14 protein-coding genes and 3 rRNA genes are annotated in these 21102 nt (G+C 68.2%); 13 read left to right on the top strand and 4 right to left on the bottom strand.

What is annotated here, in order from left to right:
- Positions 1–44 precede the first annotated feature (44 nt).
- The 4 genes from ACMATS_RS16775 (at position 45) to ilvD (ending at position 4469) form a co-directional block, all read left to right on the top strand.
- On the top strand, positions 45–977 hold the full coding sequence (locus ACMATS_RS16775; RefSeq protein WP_390776824.1) for a Ppx/GppA family phosphatase: 933 nt from the start codon (positions 45–47) through the stop codon (positions 975–977).
- 88 nt (positions 978–1065) lie between these two features.
- On the top strand, positions 1066–1890 hold the full coding sequence (locus ACMATS_RS16770) for a sugar phosphate isomerase/epimerase family protein (protein ID WP_171083662.1): 825 nt from the start codon (positions 1066–1068) through the stop codon (positions 1888–1890).
- Positions 1887–2513 carry a TetR family transcriptional regulator gene (locus ACMATS_RS16765; RefSeq protein ID WP_414168325.1) on the top strand — a complete coding sequence of 209 codons (627 nt, stop codon included), beginning with the start codon at positions 1887–1889 and terminating at the stop codon, positions 2511–2513. Before ACMATS_RS16770 ends, ACMATS_RS16765 begins: the two co-directional genes overlap by 4 nt.
- Before the next feature lie 111 nt (positions 2514–2624).
- The gene (gene ilvD / locus ACMATS_RS16760) at positions 2625–4469 is read left to right on the top strand and encodes a dihydroxy-acid dehydratase (RefSeq protein WP_390776822.1); all 1845 of its coding nucleotides are present in this window, start codon (positions 2625–2627) and stop codon (positions 4467–4469) included.
- A 25-nt stretch (positions 4470–4494) separates the two neighbouring features.
- On the opposite strand, the gene ACMATS_RS16755 is transcribed toward ilvD, so the two are convergent.
- Entirely contained in the window at positions 4495–6627 is a 2133-nt protein-coding gene (locus tag ACMATS_RS16755) for a protein kinase domain-containing protein (protein WP_390776821.1), read from the bottom strand.
- Between the two features lie 202 nt (positions 6628–6829).
- Here ACMATS_RS16755 and ACMATS_RS16750 point away from each other — a divergent pair, with 202 nt between their 5' ends.
- From ACMATS_RS16750 to rrf, 5 genes are all read left to right on the top strand, one after another.
- Positions 6830–7084 (top strand): SH3 domain-containing protein, encoded by a 255-nt coding sequence (locus tag ACMATS_RS16750; protein ID WP_336417362.1) that lies wholly within the window; start codon positions 6830–6832, stop codon positions 7082–7084.
- A gap of 28 nt (positions 7085–7112) precedes the next feature.
- A complete protein-coding gene (locus tag ACMATS_RS16745; RefSeq protein WP_390776820.1) occupies positions 7113–7592 on the top strand; it encodes a hypothetical protein in 480 nt (159 codons plus the stop codon).
- A 530-nt stretch (positions 7593–8122) separates the two neighbouring features.
- Positions 8123–9648 (top strand): 16S ribosomal RNA (locus ACMATS_RS16740).
- Between the two features lie 280 nt (positions 9649–9928).
- Positions 9929–13052: ribosomal RNA gene (locus ACMATS_RS16735) — 23S ribosomal RNA — on the top strand.
- 74 nt (positions 13053–13126) lie between these two features.
- Positions 13127–13243 (top strand): 5S ribosomal RNA (rrf, locus tag ACMATS_RS16730).
- The 16S, 23S and 5S rRNA genes sit together here, the layout of an rRNA operon.
- A 57-nt stretch (positions 13244–13300) precedes the next feature.
- On the opposite strand, the gene ACMATS_RS16725 is transcribed toward rrf, so the two are convergent.
- Positions 13301–14344: a hydroxyacid dehydrogenase gene (locus ACMATS_RS16725; RefSeq protein ID WP_414168324.1), complete on the bottom strand. Its 1044-nt coding sequence runs from the start codon at positions 14342–14344 to the stop codon at positions 13301–13303.
- A 69-nt stretch (positions 14345–14413) separates the two neighbouring features.
- On the opposite strand from ACMATS_RS16725, the gene ACMATS_RS16720 reads away from it, so the two are divergent.
- The 4 genes from ACMATS_RS16720 (at position 14414) to ACMATS_RS16705 (ending at position 17994) form a co-directional block, all read left to right on the top strand.
- Positions 14414–14977, top strand: coding sequence for a GNAT family N-acetyltransferase (locus tag ACMATS_RS16720; protein ID WP_414168323.1), 564 nt, complete (start codon positions 14414–14416; stop codon positions 14975–14977).
- 217 nt (positions 14978–15194) lie between these two features.
- Positions 15195–15587, top strand: a complete 393-nt coding sequence (locus ACMATS_RS16715) for a histidine kinase (RefSeq protein WP_414168322.1) — start codon at positions 15195–15197, stop codon at positions 15585–15587.
- Positions 15560–16666 carry a serine hydrolase domain-containing protein gene (locus ACMATS_RS16710; protein WP_414168321.1) on the top strand — a complete coding sequence of 369 codons (1107 nt, stop codon included), beginning with the start codon at positions 15560–15562 and terminating at the stop codon, positions 16664–16666. Before ACMATS_RS16715 ends, ACMATS_RS16710 begins: the two co-directional genes overlap by 28 nt.
- Positions 16667–16824: 158 nt before the next feature.
- The gene (locus tag ACMATS_RS16705) at positions 16825–17994 is read left to right on the top strand and encodes a helix-turn-helix domain-containing protein (RefSeq protein ID WP_414170739.1); all 1170 of its coding nucleotides are present in this window, start codon (positions 16825–16827) and stop codon (positions 17992–17994) included.
- Positions 17995–18121: 127 nt separating this feature from the next.
- On the opposite strand, the gene ACMATS_RS16700 is transcribed toward ACMATS_RS16705, so the two are convergent.
- Both ACMATS_RS16700 and ACMATS_RS16695 read right to left on the bottom strand, forming a co-directional pair.
- Positions 18122–19627 carry a type VI secretion protein gene (locus tag ACMATS_RS16700; protein ID WP_414168320.1) on the bottom strand — a complete coding sequence of 502 codons (1506 nt, stop codon included), beginning with the start codon at positions 19625–19627 and terminating at the stop codon, positions 18122–18124.
- A gap of 1 nt (position 19628) precedes the next feature.
- Positions 19629–21095 (bottom strand): ATP-binding protein, encoded by a 1467-nt coding sequence (locus ACMATS_RS16695; protein WP_390781690.1) that lies wholly within the window; start codon positions 21093–21095, stop codon positions 19629–19631.
- Positions 21096–21102: the final 7 nt, after the last annotated feature.

Raw genomic sequence — 21102 nt, 5'->3', positions numbered from 1 at the left:
CCTCAAGCCTATGCGGCCCCCGACCCCGCAGTAGCGTTCAGGCCATGAGACTCGGTGTCCTCGACGTGGGTTCCAATACCGTCCATCTGCTGGTGGTCGACGCGCACCCCGGTGCGCGCCCCCTGCCCGCCCACTCCCACAAGGCCGAACTGCGCCTGGCGGAGCTGATCGACGACGAGGGCGCCATAAGCGATGCCGGGGTCGAACGGCTCATCGCCGTGATCAAGGACGCGCTGGAGGCGGCCGAGGACAAGGGCGTCGAGGAGGTCCTCCCCTTCGCCACCTCCGCCGTCCGCGAAGCCCCCAACGCCGACGACGTGCTGGCCCGCGTCCACCACGAGACCGGCATCACCCTCCCCGTCCTCACCGGCGACGAGGAGGCCCGGCTCACCTTCCTGGCCGCCCGCCGCTGGTTCGGCTGGTCGTCCGGAAAGCTCCTTGTCCTCGACATCGGCGGCGGCTCCCTGGAGGTCGCCTACGGCATGGACGAGGACCCCGTCGTCGCCTCGTCCGTCCCCCTCGGCGCCGGCCGGCTCACCACCGCCTGGCTCCCCGGCGACCCCTCCGACCCCGCGGACGTCCGGGCGCTGCGCCGGCACGTCCGTACCGAGATCGCCCGCACCGTCGGCGACTTCGCCCGGCACGGCGAGCCGGACCGCACCGTCGCCACCTCCAAGACCTTCAAACAGCTCGCCCGCATCGCCGGCGCCGCCCGCTCCGCCGAAGGCCTCTACACCCAGCGCACCCTCAGCCGGAAGGCCCTGGAGGACTGGGTGCCCCGGCTCGCCGAGATGACCTCGGCCCAGCGCGCCGCCCTGCCCGGAGTGTCCGAGGGGCGGGCGTCCCAGCTGCTCGCCGGGGCCCTCGTCGCGGAGGCGGCCATGGACCTGTACGGCGTGGACGAACTGGACATCTGCCCCTGGGCCCTGCGCGAGGGCGTCATCCTGCGCCGCCTGGACCACCTGCCCACCGGATGACCCGGTGCCGGCCCCTGCCCGCCGGGTGACGTGCCGCACGCCCGGACCACCTGCCCCCGGCGGGAGGGGCGGGCATACGCTGTCCCTCGTGACAGAGCCAGTGGTGCGCATTCCGGATGCGAAGGTCGCGCTGTCCACGGCTTCGGTCTACCCGGAGTCGACGGCGACGGCCTTCGAGATCGCCGCCCGCCTCGGCTACGACGGCGTCGAGGTCATGGTGTGGACCGACCCCGTCAGCCAGGACATCGACGCCCTGCGCCGGCTGTCGGACTACCACCAGGTGCCCATCCTGGCCGTTCACGCCCCCTGTCTGCTGATCACCCAGCGCGTGTGGTCGACGGACCCCTGGGTCAAGCTGCAGCGCGCCCGCACGGCCGCCGAGAAACTCGGCGCGAGCACCGTCGTCGTCCACCCGCCGTTCCGCTGGCAGCGGTCCTACGCACGCGACTTCGTGCGCGGCATCTGGCGCATGGCGGACGAGACCGACGTCCGGTTCGCCGTGGAGAACATGTACCCCTGGCGCTACCGCGACCGCGAGATGCTCGCCTACGCGCCCGACTGGGACGTCACCAAGGACGACTACCGGCACTTCACCGTCGACCTCTCCCACACCTCGACCGCGCGGACCGACGCCCTCCAGATGATCGACCGCATGGGCGACCGCCTGGCCCACATCCACCTCGCCGACGGCAACGGCTCCGCCAAGGACGAGCACCTCGTCCCCGGCCGCGGCAAGCAGCCCTGCGCCGAACTCCTGGAACGGCTGGCCGTCAGCGGCTTCGACGGCCACATCGTCATCGAGGTCAACACCCGCCGCGCCATGTCCGCGGCCGAGCGCGAGGCAGACCTCGCCGAGGCCCTCGCCTACACCCGTCTCCACCTCGCCTCCCCGACGGGCGTGCCCCGGCCGTGACCGCCACCCCCGCCACCCCGGCCCCGCGCAGACGCGGCCGCCCCGCCCGCGCGGACGCGGACGGCGGCCCCGGCGCCCGCGAGCGCATCGTCGCCGCGGCCCGCGCCGAGTTCGCCGAGCACGGCTACGACAAGGCGTCCATCCGCGGCATCGCCCGCGGCGCGGGCGTCGACCCCGCCCTCGTCCACCACTACTTCGGACCCAAGGAACAGGTCTTCGCGGCCGCCGTGGAAGTGGTCGCCGCGCCCGTGCTCGAAGCCCCGGACATCGTCCTGGCAGGCGGCCGGGACGAGGTCGGGGAACGGCTGACGCGCTTCTTCCTCGGCGTGTGGGACAACCCCGTCAGCCGCGCGCCGCTGCTCGCCGTCGTCCGCTCGGCCATCGCCAACGAGACCGCCGCCGCGATCTTCCGCGACCTGCTCAGCACCCGGCTGATGGCCCGGATCGCCGACGGCCTGGACGTCCCGGACGCCCGGCTGCGGGCGGAGCTGGCCGCGTCCCAGCTGGTCGGGGCGGCGCTGCTGCGCTACGTCATCAGGATCGAACCGCTGGCGTCGGCGGACGTCGAGCAGGTCGTCGCCATGCTCGCGCCGGCCGTGCAGCGGCACCTCACGGGGGAGTGAGCACGGCCGCGGACCTGCATTCCCGTCTCACATTTCGGAGACCCCGTCCGGATCCCGGATCACGGGCGTAGTCTCGGGAGACAGGACTGCGACGACGAGTGGAGCAGCGCAATGCCCGAGCTGAGGTCCCGTACCGTCACCCACGGCCGCAACATGGCGGGCGCCCGAGCCCTTCTGAGGGCAGCAGGCGTAGCGCGCGAGGACTTCGGCAAGCCGATCATCGCGGTGGCGAACAGCTTCACCGAATTCGTCCCGGGCCACACCCACCTCCAGCCCGTCGGCCGGATCGTCTCCGACGCGATCAAGGCGGCGGGCGGCGTGCCCCGCGAGTTCAACACCATCGCCGTCGACGACGGCATCGCCATGGGCCACGGCGGCATGCTCTACTCGCTGCCCTCCCGCGACCTGATCGCCGACTCCGTCGAGTACATGACCGAGGCGCACTGCGCCGACGCGCTGATCTGCATCTCCAACTGCGACAAGATCACGCCCGGCATGCTGATGGCCGCCCTGCGGCTGAACATCCCCACCGTCTTCGTCTCCGGCGGCCCCATGGAGGCCGGCAAGACGACCCTGGTCGACGGCACCGTCCGCACCAACCTCGACCTCATCAGCGCCATGTCCGAGGCCGTCTCCGAGAGCGTCTCCGACGAGGACCTGGCCCGCATCGAGGAGGCCGCCTGCCCGACCTGCGGCTCCTGCTCCGGCATGTTCACCGCCAACTCCATGAACTGCCTCGTCGAGGCCCTCGGCCTGGCCCTGCCGGGCAACGGCTCGACGCTCGCCACCCACACCGCCCGCAAGGACCTCTACGAGGCCGCCGGCCGCACCGTCGTCGAGATCACCAAGCGCTGGTACGAGCAGGACGACGCCACCGTCCTCCCGCGCTCCGTCGCCTCCCGGGCCGCCTTCGAGAACGCCATGGCCCTCGACGTGGCCATGGGCGGCTCCACCAACACCGTCCTGCACCTGCTGGCCGCCGCCCAGGAGGCCGGGCTCGACTTCGGCATGCCGCACATCGACGCCGTCTCGCGCCGCGTCCCCTGCGTCTGCAAGGTCGCCCCCAACGGCTCGTACCACATGGAGGACGTCCACCGGGCCGGCGGCATCCCCGCCATCCTGGGCGAACTCCAGCGCGCCGGGCACCTCCACGAGGAGGTCCACAGCGTCCACGCCGACTCGCTCGCCGAGTGGCTCAAGCGCTGGGACGTGCGCGGCGGTTCCCCGAGCACGGAGGCCGTCGAGCTGTTCCACGCCGCACCCGGCTGCGTCCGCTCGGCCGAGGCCTTCTCCCAGTCCGAGCGCTGGCAGTCCCTCGACCTCGACGCCGCGGGCGGCTGCATCCGCGACACCGCCCACGCCTACTCCGCCGACGGCGGCCTGGCCGTCCTCCACGGCAACCTCGCCGTCGACGGCTGCGTGGTGAAGACCGCCGGCGTCGACGAGTCGATCTGGACCTTCGAGGGCCCGGCCGTCGTGGTCGAGTCCCAGGAGGAGGCGGTCGACGCCATCCTCAACAAGCGCGTCAAGGAGGGCGACGTGGTCGTCGTCCGCTACGAGGGCCCCAAGGGCGGCCCCGGCATGCAGGAGATGCTCTACCCCACCTCCTTCCTCAAGGGCCGCGGCCTGGGCGCCAAGTGCGCCCTGATCACCGACGGCCGCTTCTCCGGCGGCACGTCGGGCCTCTCGATCGGCCACGCCTCGCCCGAGGCGGCGTCGGGCGGCACCATCGCCCTCGTCGAGGACGGCGACCGGATCCGCATCGACATCCCGGCCCGCTCGATCGAACTCCTCGTGAGCGACGAGGAACTGGCCGCCCGCCGGGAGGCGCTCGGCGGCACGTACGCGCCGAAGGCCCGCGACCGCAAGGTCTCGCAGGCCCTGCGCGCCTACGCCGCGATGGCCACGAGCGCTGACAAGGGCGCGGTCCGGGACATCAGCCGGCTGGAGAGCTGAGCCCCGGTGGCGGTGACGGGCCCCGTCACCGCCACCCCGCCGGATTCAGCCCGTCCACCGCGAACACGGTCCCGTCCGGCGCCGTCCCGAACACCTTCCCCTCCGCCACCACCGGCGCTGGCACCAGGTCCACCAGACCCCCGGCCGCCCTGCCCGGACGCGCCCCCGTCTGCCCCAGCAGCGCACCCTCGCTGCTGTCCACGGCCAGCAGCCGCCCGTCCGCGGCCGAGAAGTACAGGCGGTTGCTCTCCGAAGCCACCAGCTGCGACGCATTGGAGACGGACGTCTCCAGCCGCCACAATCGCCCCCACTGCCTGCTCCCGCCCGCCTGCTCCGTCCCGACGGCCGTCAACCCGCCGTCCGCAGACAGCAGATACACCTGATCGCCCTGTGCCACGGCGCTCGCCACCTGCAGCCGCGTCGGCAGCGGCACCCGCACCTCCCGCGCCCCGCCCGGCTCGTAGCGCACCACGGACGTGACGCGCTGCTCGACGTCGTTCTCGGTGAAGAACACCGCGTCCTCCGGCCCCGTGCCCACGGTCGACAGGTTGCCCATGCCCGACCAGTCCCACAGCGTCCGGCCGGTCACCGGGTCGACGGCCACGACCCGGGTGCGCCGCCCGTCCGGCGCCGGGGCCACCGCATACGCGGGCCCGTTCCCGTAGAAGGAGAAGACCGGCTTGATGCCGTCGGGAAGCCCGTGGCTCCACCGCTCCTTGTTCGTCGCACCGTCGACCGCCGTGACCGTACCGCCCGCCCCGACCAGCAGCACCGTGTCGCCCGCGTAGAAGATCCGGCCCCCGTACGCGGACACGTCGCGCGTCCAGCGTGGTTCGCCGCTCCGGGGATCGAGCGCGGACAGCTCCCGCTTGTCCGGCGACAGGGCATGCACCAACCCGCCGGACACGTGCGGCGCGCTCGGTGCACCCCGGCCCGGCAGCGTCGCAACAGCCGCCCGCCGCCAGGCCACCTTGCCGCCCGTGACATCCACCCGCGCGGCGTGCACACCCCGCGCCGCGCAGTACAGCGCACCGTCCCCGTACGTGCAGAACCCGGAGCGCACCTCACCGTCCTGTCCGGCGCCGCCCTCCGGGACGGTCGTCTCCCAGGGCTGCCACGAGGAGCCGGCGGCGTGCGGCTGCTTCGGGCGTTGAGACTCGTCAAGTTTGTCTATCTCTTCGCTCAGCAGCCACGTGCCACTGGCTGTGAGCGCCACGATGGTCACGGCAGCGGCCGCGAGCCACCGCCCGCGAGGTCCCCGGCGGGACGCGGGTGAGGGAGCGGACGAAGGATCGGGTGCCGACACGGGCTCTGCTGTGACCGGCACGGGCGCAGGCACGACCGCCGCCTCCGGCGGCACCGGCCGGGACAGCCGGGCCATCAGCACGTCCGGCGTGGGCCGCTCCGCCGGTTCCTTGGCCAGACAGTCGCGGATCAGCGGTACGAGATCGTCGGGCACGCCGGCCAGATCGGGATCGTCGTGCACGACCTGGTACGCGACGATGTACGGACTGTCCGACTCGAACGGCCCCCGCCCCGTCGCCGCGAACACCAGCAGCGACGCCAGCGCGAACACATCCGCCGCAGGCCCCACCTCGCGCGGCCGCTGGAACTGCTCGGGCGCCATGAAGGGCGGTGTACCGATCAGCTTCCCCGTCTCGGTGCGCAGTTCGCTGTCGTACGGGCGGGAAATGCCGAAGTCGATGACCTTCGGCCCGTCGTCCGCGAGCAGCACATTGCTCGGCTTGAGATCGCGGTGCACCACCCCCGCACGGTGAATGTCCCGCAGCGCCTCCGCCAGACCGGCCGCCAGACGCCGCAGTTCACCGGGCGCAAGCGGACCGTTCCGCTTCACCCGGTGGGCCAGCGTGGGACCGGGGATGAAGACCGTGGCCATCCAGGGCCGCTCGCCGTCCGGGTCCGCGTCCACCACCGACGCCGTGAACGCCCCGCTCACCCGCCGCGCCGCGGCGACCTCCTGCCGGAACCGCGCCCTGAACTCGGGGTCCACCGCGTACTCGGCGTGCACCACCTTCACCGCGAGGCGTCGCCCCGAAGCGGAACGGGCCAGGTGCACCACCCCCATGCCCCCTGAGCCGAGCCGGCCCTCCAGGCGGTACCGACCCGCGTACTCGGGATCGTCCGCTTCCGGGCGCATGGTCCCCACCCCCGTGTTGTTCGGCCGTAGACGGCGGCGCGAGCCTAATCGATGACACCCGTCAGACCCGGGAGCGCGTACGGCGGGTTGTAGCCTGCCGTTGCATTTACATACGTCTACATACGTCTCACGTGCCCCAGGGCTCCCGGACGCCTCTTGTGCGCCGCCGGGGCCCTGAGCACTCTCACGGGGGAGAGCCGCGATGGCCGACACCTACCCGATCGCACCCGGCTACCAGGTCAACGTCCGCCGCGGTCCGAGCACCGACAGCGAGCTCGTGAAGGTCCTCCCGCAGGGCTCCCGGATCCCGATCCGCTGTCAGACCTACGGCGAGACCGTCTCCGGCCCCTGCGGCACCTCGAACATCTGGGACAACATCGGCCCCGGACAGTACGTCGCCGACGCCTATGTGAAGACGGGCAGCAGCGGCCTGGTGGCGGACCGCTGCTCGGGTTGAGAGCGGGACGGACCGTAATAATCGAGCCATGAGCGGCGAGCACACGGCAGCGGACGGTCCCCGTCCCGAGCCGATCCGATTCTTCGGCACGACCTGGCTGCACCACGACGGCGGCTATGCACTGCGGCGCGCGGGCGTGGGCCTCGGCGCCCTGCTCGCAGCGGCGGCGGGGGCACTCGTCCTGCGCTTCGGCTTCGAAGGGCTGACGATCGCCAAGGTCGGCAGCCTGGTGAACGTGCTGGTAGTGGCGGGCTTCGCGATCTGCAGCGCGCTCGCCTTCCGCCGCACCTGGGAAGGCTTCGTCCGCCGCCGGGCCTCCGCGGCGGACGCGGCGGCCGAGCGGTCGATGCAGAACCTCCTGCTGATCGGCTTCGTGGGAACGCTGCTCGCCTACGCCGTCCGCTGCCTCGTCGAGGCGCCCGGGGAACAGCTGCACCGCAGGGAGTACGAGGAGGCCTGCGCCCGCCACGACCGCCGCAAGCGGAAGGGGCGGCGCAAGCACCCCTGAACCTCGTGTAGAGTTCTCCGAGTTGCCACGGGGTCCGCGAGGAAGCCGGGGCAGCGGTTCGAGCCGCATCGGCGGCGATCCACCACTTGTACGGCCCTTGAACGGGATGGATTTCGGCGTGCCCGAATTCCGGAACGGACTCCGATTAGGAGTCGCGGGGGAAATCCGGTAAAGTAGTGATCACGCCGAGAGGCGCGAAAGACCCCGCTCCAGCAGGGGGCCGGAAACGAAATTCCGAACCGGAAACGGAACGGAAAACGGATCTGGTAGGGTTGGAAACAATGAAGGGAAGCGCCCGGAGGAAAGCCCGAGAGGGTGAGTACAAAGGAAGCGTCCGTTCCTTGAGAACTCAACAGCGTGCCAAAAGTCAACGCCAGACTATAAAACAACCCCGTCCCGCTTCGGTGGGATGAGGTTCCTTTGAAACACACAGCGAGGACGCTGTGAACAGCCGGGCTTATTCCGCTTGGTTGTTCCGCTCAACGCGAGTGTCAGCCCGCAGTTTTTAATTAAACGCAGTCGGGTAAGCATTCACGGAGAGTTTGATCCTGGCTCAGGACGAACGCTGGCGGCGTGCTTAACACATGCAAGTCGAACGATGAACCGGTTTCGGCCGGGGATTAGTGGCGAACGGGTGAGTAACACGTGGGCAATCTGCCCTGCACTCTGGGACAAGCCCTGGAAACGGGGTCTAATACCGGATACGACCTTCGAGCGCATGCTCGGGGGTGGAAAGCTCCGGCGGTGCAGGATGAGCCCGCGGCCTATCAGCTTGTTGGTGGGGTGATGGCCTACCAAGGCGACGACGGGTAGCCGGCCTGAGAGGGCGACCGGCCACACTGGGACTGAGACACGGCCCAGACTCCTACGGGAGGCAGCAGTGGGGAATATTGCACAATGGGCGAAAGCCTGATGCAGCGACGCCGCGTGAGGGATGACGGCCTTCGGGTTGTAAACCTCTTTCAGCAGGGAAGAAGCGCAAGTGACGGTACCTGCAGAAGAAGCGCCGGCTAACTACGTGCCAGCAGCCGCGGTAATACGTAGGGCGCAAGCGTTGTCCGGAATTATTGGGCGTAAAGAGCTCGTAGGCGGCTTGTCGCGTCGGATGTGAAAGCCCGGGGCTTAACCCCGGGTCTGCATTCGATACGGGCAGGCTAGAGTTCGGTAGGGGAGATCGGAATTCCTGGTGTAGCGGTGAAATGCGCAGATATCAGGAGGAACACCGGTGGCGAAGGCGGATCTCTGGGCCGATACTGACGCTGAGGAGCGAAAGCGTGGGGAGCGAACAGGATTAGATACCCTGGTAGTCCACGCCGTAAACGTTGGGCACTAGGTGTGGGCGACATTCCACGTCGTCCGTGCCGCAGCTAACGCATTAAGTGCCCCGCCTGGGGAGTACGGCCGCAAGGCTAAAACTCAAAGGAATTGACGGGGGCCCGCACAAGCAGCGGAGCATGTGGCTTAATTCGACGCAACGCGAAGAACCTTACCAAGGCTTGACATACACCGGAAACGGCCAGAGATGGTCGCCCCCTTGTGGTCGGTGTACAGGTGGTGCATGGCTGTCGTCAGCTCGTGTCGTGAGATGTTGGGTTAAGTCCCGCAACGAGCGCAACCCTTGTTCTGTGTTGCCAGCATGCCTTTCGGGGTGATGGGGACTCACAGGAGACTGCCGGGGTCAACTCGGAGGAAGGTGGGGACGACGTCAAGTCATCATGCCCCTTATGTCTTGGGCTGCACACGTGCTACAATGGCCGGTACAATGAGCTGCGATGCCGTGAGGTGGAGCGAATCTCAAAAAGCCGGTCTCAGTTCGGATTGGGGTCTGCAACTCGACCCCATGAAGTTGGAGTTGCTAGTAATCGCAGATCAGCATTGCTGCGGTGAATACGTTCCCGGGCCTTGTACACACCGCCCGTCACGTCACGAAAGTCGGTAACACCCGAAGCCGGTGGCCCAACCCTTGTGGAGGGAGCCGTCGAAGGTGGGACTGGCGATTGGGACGAAGTCGTAACAAGGTAGCCGTACCGGAAGGTGCGGCTGGATCACCTCCTTTCTAAGGAGCATATGGCCGACTGCGAGCGAATGTCTTGCACGGTTGCTCATGGGTGGAACGTTGACTATTCGGCACAGTCCTGGAGGGACGTTAGTACTGCTTCGGCGTGGAACACGGATTCTGGAAAGGGCTGGGCCGGGCACGCTGTTGGGTGTCTGAGGGTACGGGCTACGGTCTGAACCTTCTGCGATGCCGGCCCCGGTGTAGCACTGCCTGATGGTGGTGTGTGACGGGTGGCTGGTCGTTGCTTGAGAACTGCACAGTGGACGCGAGCATCTGTGGCCAAGTTTTTAAGGGCGCACGGTGGATGCCTTGGCACCAGGAACCGATGAAGGACGTGGGAGGCCGCGATAGGCCCCGGGGAGCTGTCAACCGAGCTGTGATCCGGGGGTGTCCGAATGGGGAAACCCGGCAGTCGTCATGGGCTGTCACCCGCTGCTGAACACATAGGCAGTGTGGAGGGAACGCGGGGAAGTGAAACATCTCAGTACCCGCAGGAAGAGAAAACAACCGTGATTCCGGGAGTAGTGGCGAGCGAAACTGGATGAGGCCAAACCGTATGTGTGTGATACCCGGCAGGGGTTGCGCATGCGGGGTTGTGGGATCGCACTTTCATGGTCTGCCGGCCATGAGGCGAGTCAGAAACCGTTGACGTAGGCGAAGGACATGCGAAAGGTCCGGCGTAGAGGGTAAGACCCCCGTAGCTGAAACGTCAGCGGCTTGCTTGTGCGACACCCAAGTAGCACGGGGCCCGAGAAATCCCGTGTGAATCTGGCGGGACCACCCGTTAAGCCTAAATATTCCCTGGTGACCGATAGCGGATAGTACCGTGAGGGAATGGTGAAAAGTACCGCGGGAGCGGAGTGAAATAGTACCTGAAACCGTGTGCCTACAAGCCGTGGGAGCGTCGCATCAAGTGCTTGCACTTGATGTCGTGACTGCGTGCCTTTTGAAGAATGAGCCTGCGAGTTAGCGGTGTGTAGCGAGGTTAACCCGTGTGGGGAAGCCGTAGCGAAAGCGAGTCCGAACAGGGCGTTTGAGTTGCACGCTCTAGACCCGAAGCGGAGTGATCTAGCCATGGGCAGGTTGAAGCGGAGGTAAGACTTCGTGGAGGACCGAACCCACCAGGGTTGAAAACCTGGGGGATGACCTGTGGTTAGGGGTGAAAGGCCAATCAAACTCCGTGATAGCTGGTTCTCCCCGAAATGCATTTAGGTGCAGCGTCGTGTGTTTCTTGCCGGAGGTAGAGCACTGGATAGGCGATGGGCCCTACCGGGTTACTGACCTTAGCCAAACTCCGAATGCCGGTAAGTGAGAGCGCGGCAGTGAGACTGTGGGGGATAAGCTCCATGGTCGAGAGGGAAACAGCCCAGAGCATCGACTAAGGCCCCTAAGCGTACGCTAAGTGGGAAAGGATGTGGAGTCGCAGAGACAACCAGGAGGTTGGCTTAGAAGCAGCCACCCTTGAAAGAGTGCGTAATAGCTCACTGGTCAAGTGATTCCGCGCCGACAATGTAGCGGGGCTCAAGCGTACCGCCGAAGTCGTGTCATTCACATGTATAGCCCTAACGGGTGTGTGGATGGGTAGGGGAGCGTCGTGTGCCGGGTGAAGCAGCCGTGGAAACGAGTTGTGGACGGTTCACGAGTGAGAATGCAGGCATGAGTAGCGATACACACGTGGGAAACGTGTGCGCCGATTGACTAAGGGTTCCTGGGTCAAGCTGATCTGCCCAGGGTAAGTCGGGACCTAAGGCGAGGCCGACAGGCGTAGTCGATGGACAACCGGTTGATATTCCGGTACCCGCTTTGAAACGCCCAATATCGAATCAGGCGATGCTAAGTCCGTGAAGCCGTTCTGGATCCTTCGGGTGAAGGAAAGTGGTGGAGCCGACGACCCAGACTTGTAGTAGGTAAGCGATGGGGTGACGCAGGAAGGTAGTCCAGCCCGGGCGGTGGTAGTCCCGGGGTAAGGGTGTAGGCCGTGTGATAGGCAAATCCGTCACACGTTGAGGCTGAGACCTGATGCCGAGCCGATTGTGGTGAAGTGGATGATCCTATGCTGTCGAGAAAAGCCTCTAGCGAGTTTCATGGCGGCCCGTACCCTAAACCGACTCAGGTGGTCAGGTAGAGAATACCGAGGCGTTCGGGTGAACTATGGTTAAGGAACTCGGCAAAATGCCCCCGTAACTTCGGGAGAAGGGGGGCCATGTCCGGTGATGGGATTTACTTCCTGAGCTGGGTGTGGCCGCAGAGACCAGCGAGAAGCGACTGTTTACTAAAAACACAGGTCCGTGCGAAGCCGTAAGGCGATGTATACGGACTGACGCCTGCCCGGTGCTGGAACGTTAAGGGGACCGGTTAGCGCATCTTCGGGTGTGCGAAGCTGAGAACTTAAGCGCCAGTAAACGGCGGTGGTAACTATAACCATCCTAAGGTAGCGAAATTCCTTGTCGGGTAAGTTCCGACCTGCACGAATGGCGTAACGACTTCTCGACTGTCTCAACCATAGGCCCGGTGAAATTGCACTACGAGTAAAGATGCTCGTTTCGCGCAGCAGGACGGAAAGACCCCGGGACCTTTACTATAGCTTGATATTGGTGTTCGGTTCGGCTTGTGTAGGATAGGTGGGAGACTGTGAAGCATGCACGCCAGTGTGTGTGGAGTCGTTGTTGAAATACCACTCTGGTCGTGCTGGATGTCTAACCTGGGTCCGTGATCCGGATCAGGGACAGTGTCTGGTGGGTAGTTTAACTGGGGCGGTTGCCTCCTAAAGGGTAACGGAGGCGCCCAAAGGTTCCCTCAGCCTGGTTGGCAATCAGGTGTTGAGTGTAAGTGCACAAGGGAGCTTGACTGTGAGACCGACGGGTCGAGCAGGGACGAAAGTCGGGACTAGTGATCCGGCGGTGGCTTGTGGAAGCGCCGTCGCTCAACGGATAAAAGGTACCCCGGGGATAACAGGCTGATCTTCCCCAAGAGTCCATATCGACGGGATGGTTTGGCACCTCGATGTCGGCTCGTCGCATCCTGGGGCTGGAGTCGGTCCCAAGGGTTGGGCTGTTCGCCCATTAAAGCGGTACGCGAGCTGGGTTTAGAACGTCGTGAGACAGTTCGGTCCCTATCCGCTGCGCGCGTAGGAGTCTTGAGAAGGGCTGTCCCTAGTACGAGAGGACCGGGACGGACGAACCTCTGGTGTGCCAGTTGTTCTGCCAAGGGCATGGCTGGTTGGCTACGTTCGGGAGGGATAACCGCTGAAAGCATCTAAGCGGGAAGCCTGCTTCGAGATGAGGACTCCCACCCACTTGATGGGGTAAGGCTCCCAGTAGACGACTGGGTTGATAGGCCAGGTGTGGAAGACCGGTAACGGTTGGAGCTGACTGGTACTAATAGGCCGAGGGCTTGTCCTCAGTTGCTCGCGTCCACTGTGTAGGTTCTGAAGTAACGACCCGTGTGAACATCCGGTTCGATATCTTCATAGTGTTTCGGTGGTCATAGCGTTAGGGAAACGCCCGGTTACATTCCGAACCCGGAAGCTAAGCCTTTCAGCGCCGATGGTACTGCATGGGGGACCGTGTGGGAGAGTAGGACGCCGCCGAACTAATGTTGAAGAAAGCCCTGACGGGGAACTCCGGTTCCCTGTCAGGGCTTTCTTGCGTTATGCCAGCCTTTCCAGTTCCTCCCGCCGCACCCTCCCCAGCAGCGGCATTCCCCGTACCCATCTCTCGACCTCTCCCACCGCGAACGCCCCGAGCCGCCGTACCTCGCTGCCCTGGGCACCGGCGATATGCGGAGTGAGCAGGACGTTCGGCAGCGTGATCAGCGGATGCCCCCGCTCCAGCGGCTCCGGATCGGTCACGTCGAGAATGGCGTCCAGACGCCCCGAGGCGCACTCGCGTGTCAATGCCTCCGTGTCGATCAGGGAGCCCCGCGCCGTATTGATGACCGTGCCCCCGTCGGGAATGAGCGCGAGCCGTTCGGCATCCAACAGCCACCGGGTTTCGGGGCGTTCGGGGGCGTGCAGCGTGACGATCGTGCTCGTCCGGCACAGCGTGTTCAGGTCGACGCGTTCGACTCCCAGCCGTGCGGCCTCCGTTGCGGAGACGTAGGGGTCGTACAGCAGGACCTGGCAGCCGGCCTCCGAGGCGTTGAGCCGGGCGATGACCTTCCGGCCGATGCGGGAGGCGCCGACGACCCCGATGCATCGCCCGTCCAGGCCCTGACGGTCCTGGAATCCGGGCCACCCGGTCCCGTCGATCCCGTCGGCCCCGTACGCCGCTGCCGTGCTCAGGGCCTTCTTTCCTGCCAGCACCACGGCGGCCATGGTGTAGTCGGCGACGGGGCCGGCATTGGCGTCCGCTGCGGAGGAGACCACCAGCCCGCGTTCCCATACGGCCTCCGTCACCAGTGACTTCACCGAACCCGCCGCATGGATGACGGCCTTCAGCCGGGGTGCGGCGGCGAGGAGATCCATTGTCAGGGCGGGGCATCCCCAACCCGTGATCAGGAGGTCGGCCGGCCCCAGGGCGGACTCCCGGCCCGGCTGTGACGCCAGCGATTCCGGCACCGCACAGGGCCCCGGTTCCGCCACCTCCGCGAGCCGGGCCCGGAGTTCGGTGTGCAGGACGGCGGCGGCCAGCTCCGCATCTCCCATGACCACCACAACGGTCGGCCGCGTCGGGCGCTCGGTGTTCACGGGCATCCGTATGCCCTGTCCCCCGAGAGGGAAAACACATTGCCCGCGGCTTCGTCCGGGAGCGACGATTTTCCGATGGACCACACCATCAGATCCGTACTGGCCGATGAATGGCGGCAGGTAAGGGAGTTGAGGCTGGAGGCTCTCCAGGACCCGGCCGCCCCCGTCGCCTTTCTCGACACCTATGACCAGGCGGTCGCCCGGCCCGACAGCTTCTGGCAGCAGCGGGCCGCGGACAATGCCGAGGGGAAGGCCGTCATCGCGTTCGTCGCCGAGGGGCCCGACGGCGCATGGATCGGCACCGCGACCGTCCTCGTCGAACTTCCCGGCGGCGAGGGAGGCTTCGCCGGTGAGGCCGCTGTGCCGCAGACCCACATCGTCGGCGTCTATGTGCGCCCCGAGCACCGCGCCACCGGTGTCTCGCGTGCCCTGTTCGAGGCGGCTCTCGAATGGTCCTGGGCGCTCACCGAACCTCCCGTGGAGCGTGTGCGCCTCTTCGTGCACGAGCAGAACGACCGCGCCCGCGCGTTCTACCGGAAGATGGGCTTCGAGCCGACCGGTCTCACCCTCGCCCTGCCCGACGACCCGGCGCAGAAGGAATACGAGCTGGCGATCGTCCGCCCGCGCCCGACCATTTGATGCTTTCCGCACGACAGTTCTCCGCACGACAGCTTTCCGCACGGCGGATAAAGCTCCGCAGCCCCTGGGCCGTTGATGCGCTGGTCGCCGTCGTGGTCCAGGCGGCGATCACGATCCCGTTCGTCGTGCCGCGCGCGGTGGACGTGCCGCCCGCCACCTGGGCCACGTACGCCGGGACGACACTTCAGGTGCTGCCCCTGCTCTGGCGTACCCGGGTGTGTGGCAGCGGCGGGCAACCCTGGCGTTTGCTCTGCCGTTCACCGCGGTCGCCGCGGCGGTGCGTGCCGACTCGGCTCGTGAGTACCTCTTCGCCTTCTTCCTCTTCGGCATGGTGTACGCCCTCGGCGTGCTGACCCGTACCCGGCAGGCGTACACCGAGGCGGTGGAGGCGCGCGCCACCGAGCTGGAGCGGGCGCGCGTGGTGGAGGCCGAGCGCGCGGCGGAGCGGGAACGGGCGCGCATTGCACGGGAGATGCACGACGTCCTCTCGCACGCCGTGAGCCTGGTGATGGTGCAGGCGGAGGCCGGTCCGCTCGTCGTGCGTCCGACAGCAGTTGCCGACGATTTCACCGGGGAACCACCGTGCGCCGTAAGAAGATTGCCCTTGTAGCCGCCATTGCCGCTGCCGCCGTGAGCATGGGCGTGGCCGGTCCCGCCGCTGCCGCCCGGCCGGACGACGCCGCGCTGCGCCAGGCCATAGCGGGGCTGCCGAGCACGGACGCGACGGCGGCCCAGGTGCGGGTGGGCGGCACGGACGGGCACTGGGCGGGCGTGTCCGGCCAGTCCGACATCCGCACGCACCGGGCGGTGCACGGGAACGAGCGCTTCCGTGCGGGCAGCGTCACGAAGGCGTTCACGGCGGCGGTGGCGCTCCAGCTGGTGCACGAGCACAAGCTGGACCTCAAGGGGACCGTGCAGCAGTACCTGCCGGGCCTGCTGCCGGCCGACTACCCGGAGGTGCGGGTCGAGCAGCTGCTCAACTACACGAGCGGGCTGCCCAGCGGCGACACCGGCGGGCGCTTCACCACGTGGGACCACCGCAAGCTCGTCCAGGCCGGCTTCGGCCAGGGCATGGAGTTCCAGCCGGGCACCCAGCAGCACTACAGCAACATCGGGTACAACGTGCTCGGCCTGCTGATCGAGAAGGTCACCGGGCGCAGCTACGAGCAGGAGCTCCGCGACCGCGTGCTCGAGCCGCTCAGGCTGAAGGACACCTACAGCCCGGGGAACGCGACCGGGATCCGCGGTCCGCACACCCACGGCTACCAGGCGGTGAAGGACAAGGACGGCACCACGCACCTGGAGGACGTCACCGCGTGGGACCAGTCCTGCACCTGGGCCTCCGGCGACCTCATCACCACGACGGCCGACATCGAGCGGTTCATGACCGCCCTCTTCACGGGCCGGGTCGTGCCGCAGCAGGAGCTGGAGCTGATGTTCACGGTTCCGGACGTTCCGATGTACGGCGGCGGCAAGGCGGCGTACACGAGCGGCCTGAGCCGGATCAAGGTCGGGAACAAGGTCGTCTACGGCAAGACGGGCGCCCGCTACGGCTATCAGGACGGGTTCGGCGCCACGCGTGACCTCTCGCGGACCCTCGTGTACTCCGTGAACGCGACGGACGCCAAGGGCGAGGAGGGCAACGCGGTCGTCGGCCGGATCGTCGAGGCCGGCTTCGGGGACCGGTAAAACCGATAGAACCGGTGAAACCGGTAAAACGACGGGCCCGGATGCGTTCCCCCGTTGCGCATCCGGGCCCGTCGTCTTCCCCCGTGACTCGATTGCCACTCTCTCCTGCACCATCGGCGTTCGGTAGTGGCATTTTTAGGGGCAAGATTGTGTCCGTGATGATCGGCGATCTCATCAGGGACCTGCGCAAGGCGCAGGGGTGGAGCCAGGGCAGGCTGGCCGCGGAGCTCAACCGCACCTCCGGGGCGAACCTCACGCGCGAGTACGTCAGCGGGTGGGAGCGCGGCAAGGTCCGTCCCGGGCCTTTCTACCTGCGGCATCTGGCCGTGGCTCTGGGCGTCCCGCTGAGCGTGCTCGAAGGGGCGGGGGCCGGGCGGGGCGTCGCGGGGGTACCGGACGGCCTCGTGGCCAAGGTCGCGCCCGCGGTGGCCGACGACCTGCTGAGCCGGGGGTTCGCCGTGCGGCTGCGGGGCGGACCCGCGCTGGAGGAGTGGGAGGCCAGGCTGGCCCGGCACGGCGTCGACTACCTGGTCCTCGGGGCGGCCGAGATGCAGCGCCGGCTCGCCGACGACCTGGTCGTCGTCCAGCAGCAGCTCGACGAGCCCCGGATGTGGGCGGTGGCCGCGCTGCTGATGACCATGTATGCGACGACCTTCTCGCAGGCCGAGGAGGCCAGGGCCGCCTCCTGGTACCGGTCGGCCGCCGAGGCGGCGGACCGCTCGGGGGACCGCGGGATCCGCGTCTGGGTGCGTGGCCGGGCCGTGCTGTCCCTGGGGTACTGGGGCACCTCCCTCGGTCTCGCCGACATGTTCGCCGACCAGGCCCTGGCCCTCGGCGGGAAGCCGTCGCCGGGGCTCGTCGCCGCCAATCTGAGCAAGGCCTGCTCGGCCGCCATCCGCGGGGAGCGGACGGAGGCCCTGCAGCTCGCCGACGACGCGCGCAGGGCCTTCGACGGCGCCGAGGCCTCCGGGAGCCCTCGGCCCTTCTCCATATCCGGGAAGGTGAGCGACTTCGACATACCCGCCTGGCGCGTGAACGGCTTCCTCTCCCTGCTGTCGACCCGGCTGGGGGACGAGAAGCGGGCCGACCTCGCCTACGACGAGACGCAGCGCGAACTGCCGCCGCAACTCCTGCGGTTCGCCACGCACATGGAACTGCACCGGGGCCTCGTACTGGCCCGGTCCGGGGACGTGGCCGGCGGCCTCGCCTACGCCCAGGCCGCCCTCGACGCCCTGCCTCCTGGCAACTCCACCGACCTGCTGCAGCTGCTCATCGCCGAGATCAGGTCACAGGCGCCCGACCGCACGCCGGACGAGTGGGTCGCGTAGTCGACGTCCCGGGGCTTCGCCCCGGACCCCTGGGTGGTGTGTCGGCTGCAGGCCGGCGGTGGCTGGTCGCGCCCACGCGACGGAGCCGCATATCAAACAGAGCCCCGCGCCCCTTCGGGGCGAGGCCCTACGCCCGTGCCCCGAAGGCGGCGGCTCGCGGCCACCGTGCCCGGCCCTGTTCCTGCGAGCGCATCAGGGCCAGCACCGGCAGCCCCGACTCCTCGCCCTGCTCCAGGAGTTCCGGCAGGGACGGCAGCGGCGCCACGGCCGCCACATCGTCCAGCACCAGGGTGAGTGGTGGGTCGAGCCGACCGGAGGATGACCGTTCGGCAATGCCCCGGCCGCGCTCGACCACGCTTGCGGCGAGTGCGGTCAGCAACGGCATCGCACCCGGGCGGGTGCGGGGATCCTCAATCGCCTCACCCACCACGTAGAGCGTTCCCCCTTCGGCGATGAATGATTCCAGCGCCAGCGAATCCGCCCGGTGGGGGTTGCACGCGTCGCGGATGTGGATGGAGTCGAGCGCGCCCAGCGCACGCGCCGTCAACTCCTGCGCGATGTCGCGCCGTTCGGGGTGCGCCGTGAGCGCGGACTCCAGCTCGCCCGCCGCCCCGCCCGTCGCCTTGGGGTGCGTGCGCAGGATGCGTACGGGCTCGTGCGCCGCCGACCCCTGTGCCCAGCGGTGCAGTTGACGAAAGGGTCGGCCGTCCACGGCGGCGGCGTGCAGCCAACAGCGCAGCAGTGTCTCGGCGGTGTCGGCGGTGGCCGAGTCCAGGGCGCTCGGGGGGCGTACGGGCGCGAGGAGCGCGGCCGCGCGGGCGCCGGCGGTGGCGCGGGACTCGCAGCCCGCGGTGGGGCTCCAGCGGAGGCGGTCGGGGGTGTCGAGGAGGTGGCTGGGGTCGAAGACGTGCACCGGGCCCAGCTTGGCGCGTGATCCGCGGGTGTCCGCCCAGAGTTGGGGGTCGCTGGTGGTGACGAGGACGGGCCCGGCGGCCTCGAGGACCGCGCGGGTCGCGATCGGGCGGCGGGCGGCGCCCGTTGCGTAGACGAGGCGCGCGGGCGTGGTTGCCGGCGCGGTGGCTTCCGTGGCGGGGGCCGGGGCCGGGGCCGGGGCAGGAGCGGGCACGGGGACCGGCTGTGTCACCGGGGGTTCCGCGACCACAGGCGCTGCAGGAGCCGCAACGCCCGTCGCCGCAACGGCCGTCGCCTGCGCAGGCACCGTTCCGTCCGCCGCGGGCTCCGCCTCCCGCGCCCCCGCCCGGGCCCGTTCCCGGACCGCCCGCCACCGGGCCAGCGTGCCTATGACGAACACCATCAGCACGACGGCGACCAGCAGTTCGCCGACGAGGATGCCCCAGAAGAGCCCGTACCCCGACAGTTCGCCCCGCGTGGTCTCCGGCCAGGCGGCGGGCAGGTCGCGGGGCTGGGTCATCAGGTGCCGCATCGCCTGCGGGGTGTGCAGGACGGTCACCCCGTGCGGCCAGCTGCCGTGGACGAGCAGGGCCGCGAAGCCCGTCGCCGTCCAGACCAGGAGCGTCAGCCCCAGCAGGAACGCGATGACGCTGACGAGCACCCCGTCGGGAATTCCCCGTTCCGGCCGGGACGTTCCCGGCTCGCCGCCCCCCGGCGTCATCTCACGCCACCGTCGATTCGGAAGACTCGGAAGATTCAGAAGATTCGGCCGATCCGTACGGCTCGTCCGCGTACGGCGTGCTTATTGCCGCGTGCGCCCGTTCCGCGGCCTCGGCCTCGGCGGCGAGTTCGCGGGCGGTGCCCTCCTCGGTCATGGCCCGGTCGGTGTAGACCAGCGGGCGTTCGGCGTCGGTGACGAGGTGCTTGACGACCTGCACGTTGCCGTTGACGTCCCAGACGGCGATGCCCGGCGTCAGGGTCGGAATGATCTCGACCGCCCAGCGCGGCAGGCCCAGCACCCGGCCGGTGGCCCGGGCCTCGTCCGCCTTCTGCGCGTAGATGGTGCGCGTGGAGGCCATCTTCAGGATGGCCGCGGCCTCCTTCGCCGCCGCGCCGTCGACCACGTCCGACAGGTGGTGCACGACCGCCACGAACGACAGGCCCAGCCGCCGTCCGAACTTCAGCAGCCGCTGGAACAGCTGGGCCACGAATGGGGAGTTGATGATGTGCCAGGCCTCTTCGACCAGGAAGATGCGCTTCTTGCGGTCCGGCCGGATCCAGGTGTGCTCCAGCCAGACGCCGACGATCGCCATCAGGATCGGCATGGCGATGGAGTTGCGGTCGATGCGGGAGAGGTCGAAGACGATCAGCGGTGCGTCGAGGTCGATGCCCACGCTCGTGGGGCCGTCGAACATGCCGCGCAGGTCGCCGTCGATCAGGCGGTCCAGCACCAGGGCGACGTCCAGGCCCCAGGCGCGGACGTCGTCTATGTCGACGTTCATCGCCTCGGCCGACTCGGCCTCGGGGTGCCGCAGTTGCTCGACGATGTCCGTGAGCACCGGCTGCCGGCCGGTGATGGTCTCGTTCCCCTCGGCGGAGCCGAATCCATCGAGCACGGCCGCGTGCGCGACCTTGAGCGCGAAGCCCGCCCGCTCGTCCAGGCCGCGGCCCGTCGCGACCTCGATGATGGTGCGCAGCAGGGCCAGCTGCCCGGTCGTGGTGATCGCCGGGTCGAGCGGGTTGAGCACGGTGCCGCCCTCCCGGGCGGACATCGGGTCCAGCCGGATGGGCGCTATGCCCAGCTGCTCGGCGATGAGGTTCCACTCGCCGACGCCGTCCTCGCCCTGTGCGTCCAGGACGACGACCTGCCGGTCGCGGAACCGCAACTGCCGCAGGACGTACGTCTTCTCCAGAGCCGACTTGCCGTTGCCGGACTCGCCCAGGACGAGCCAGTGGGGTGCGGGCAGCTGCTGCCCGTACAGCTGGAACGGGTCGTAGATATAGCCCTTGCCGGAGTACACCTCGCGCCCGATGATCACTCCCGAGTCGCCGAGGCCGGGGGCCGCGGTGGGGAGGTAGACGGCCTGCGCCTGGCCGGTGGAGGTCCGCACCGGCAGCCGGGTGGTCTCCACCTTGCCGAAGAGCAGGCTGGTGAAGGCGTCGGTGACGGCGGCGAGCGGATCGAGCACGGGAAAC

The organism is Streptoverticillium reticulum (assembly GCF_047456005.1).
In the GTDB taxonomy this organism is placed as follows: Bacteria; Actinomycetota; Actinomycetes; order Streptomycetales; family Streptomycetaceae; genus Streptomyces; species Streptomyces reticulum.
This window is presented reverse-complemented; position numbering and strand designations above follow the sequence as displayed.

Coding starts and splice junctions, on each gene's coding strand:
- ACMATS_RS16725 (WP_414168324.1), bottom strand. CDS start 14,344: ATGCCCGTGAACACCGAGCGCCCGACGCGGCCGACCGTTGTGGTGGTC.
- ACMATS_RS16775 (WP_390776824.1), top strand. CDS start 45: ATGAGACTCGGTGTCCTCGACGTGGGTTCCAATACCGTCCATCTGCTG.
- ACMATS_RS16705 (WP_414170739.1), top strand. CDS start 16,825: ATGATCGGCGATCTCATCAGGGACCTGCGCAAGGCGCAGGGGTGGAGC.
- ACMATS_RS16720 (WP_414168323.1), top strand. CDS start 14,414: ATGGACCACACCATCAGATCCGTACTGGCCGATGAATGGCGGCAGGTA.
- ilvD (WP_390776822.1), top strand. CDS start 2,625: ATGCCCGAGCTGAGGTCCCGTACCGTCACCCACGGCCGCAACATGGCG.
- ACMATS_RS16700 (WP_414168320.1), bottom strand. CDS start 19,627: ATGACGCCGGGGGGCGGCGAGCCGGGAACGTCCCGGCCGGAACGGGGA.
- ACMATS_RS16750 (WP_336417362.1), top strand. CDS start 6,830: ATGGCCGACACCTACCCGATCGCACCCGGCTACCAGGTCAACGTCCGC.
- ACMATS_RS16745 (WP_390776820.1), top strand. CDS start 7,113: ATGAGCGGCGAGCACACGGCAGCGGACGGTCCCCGTCCCGAGCCGATC.
- ACMATS_RS16755 (WP_390776821.1), bottom strand. CDS start 6,627: ATGCGCCCGGAAGCGGACGATCCCGAGTACGCGGGTCGGTACCGCCTG.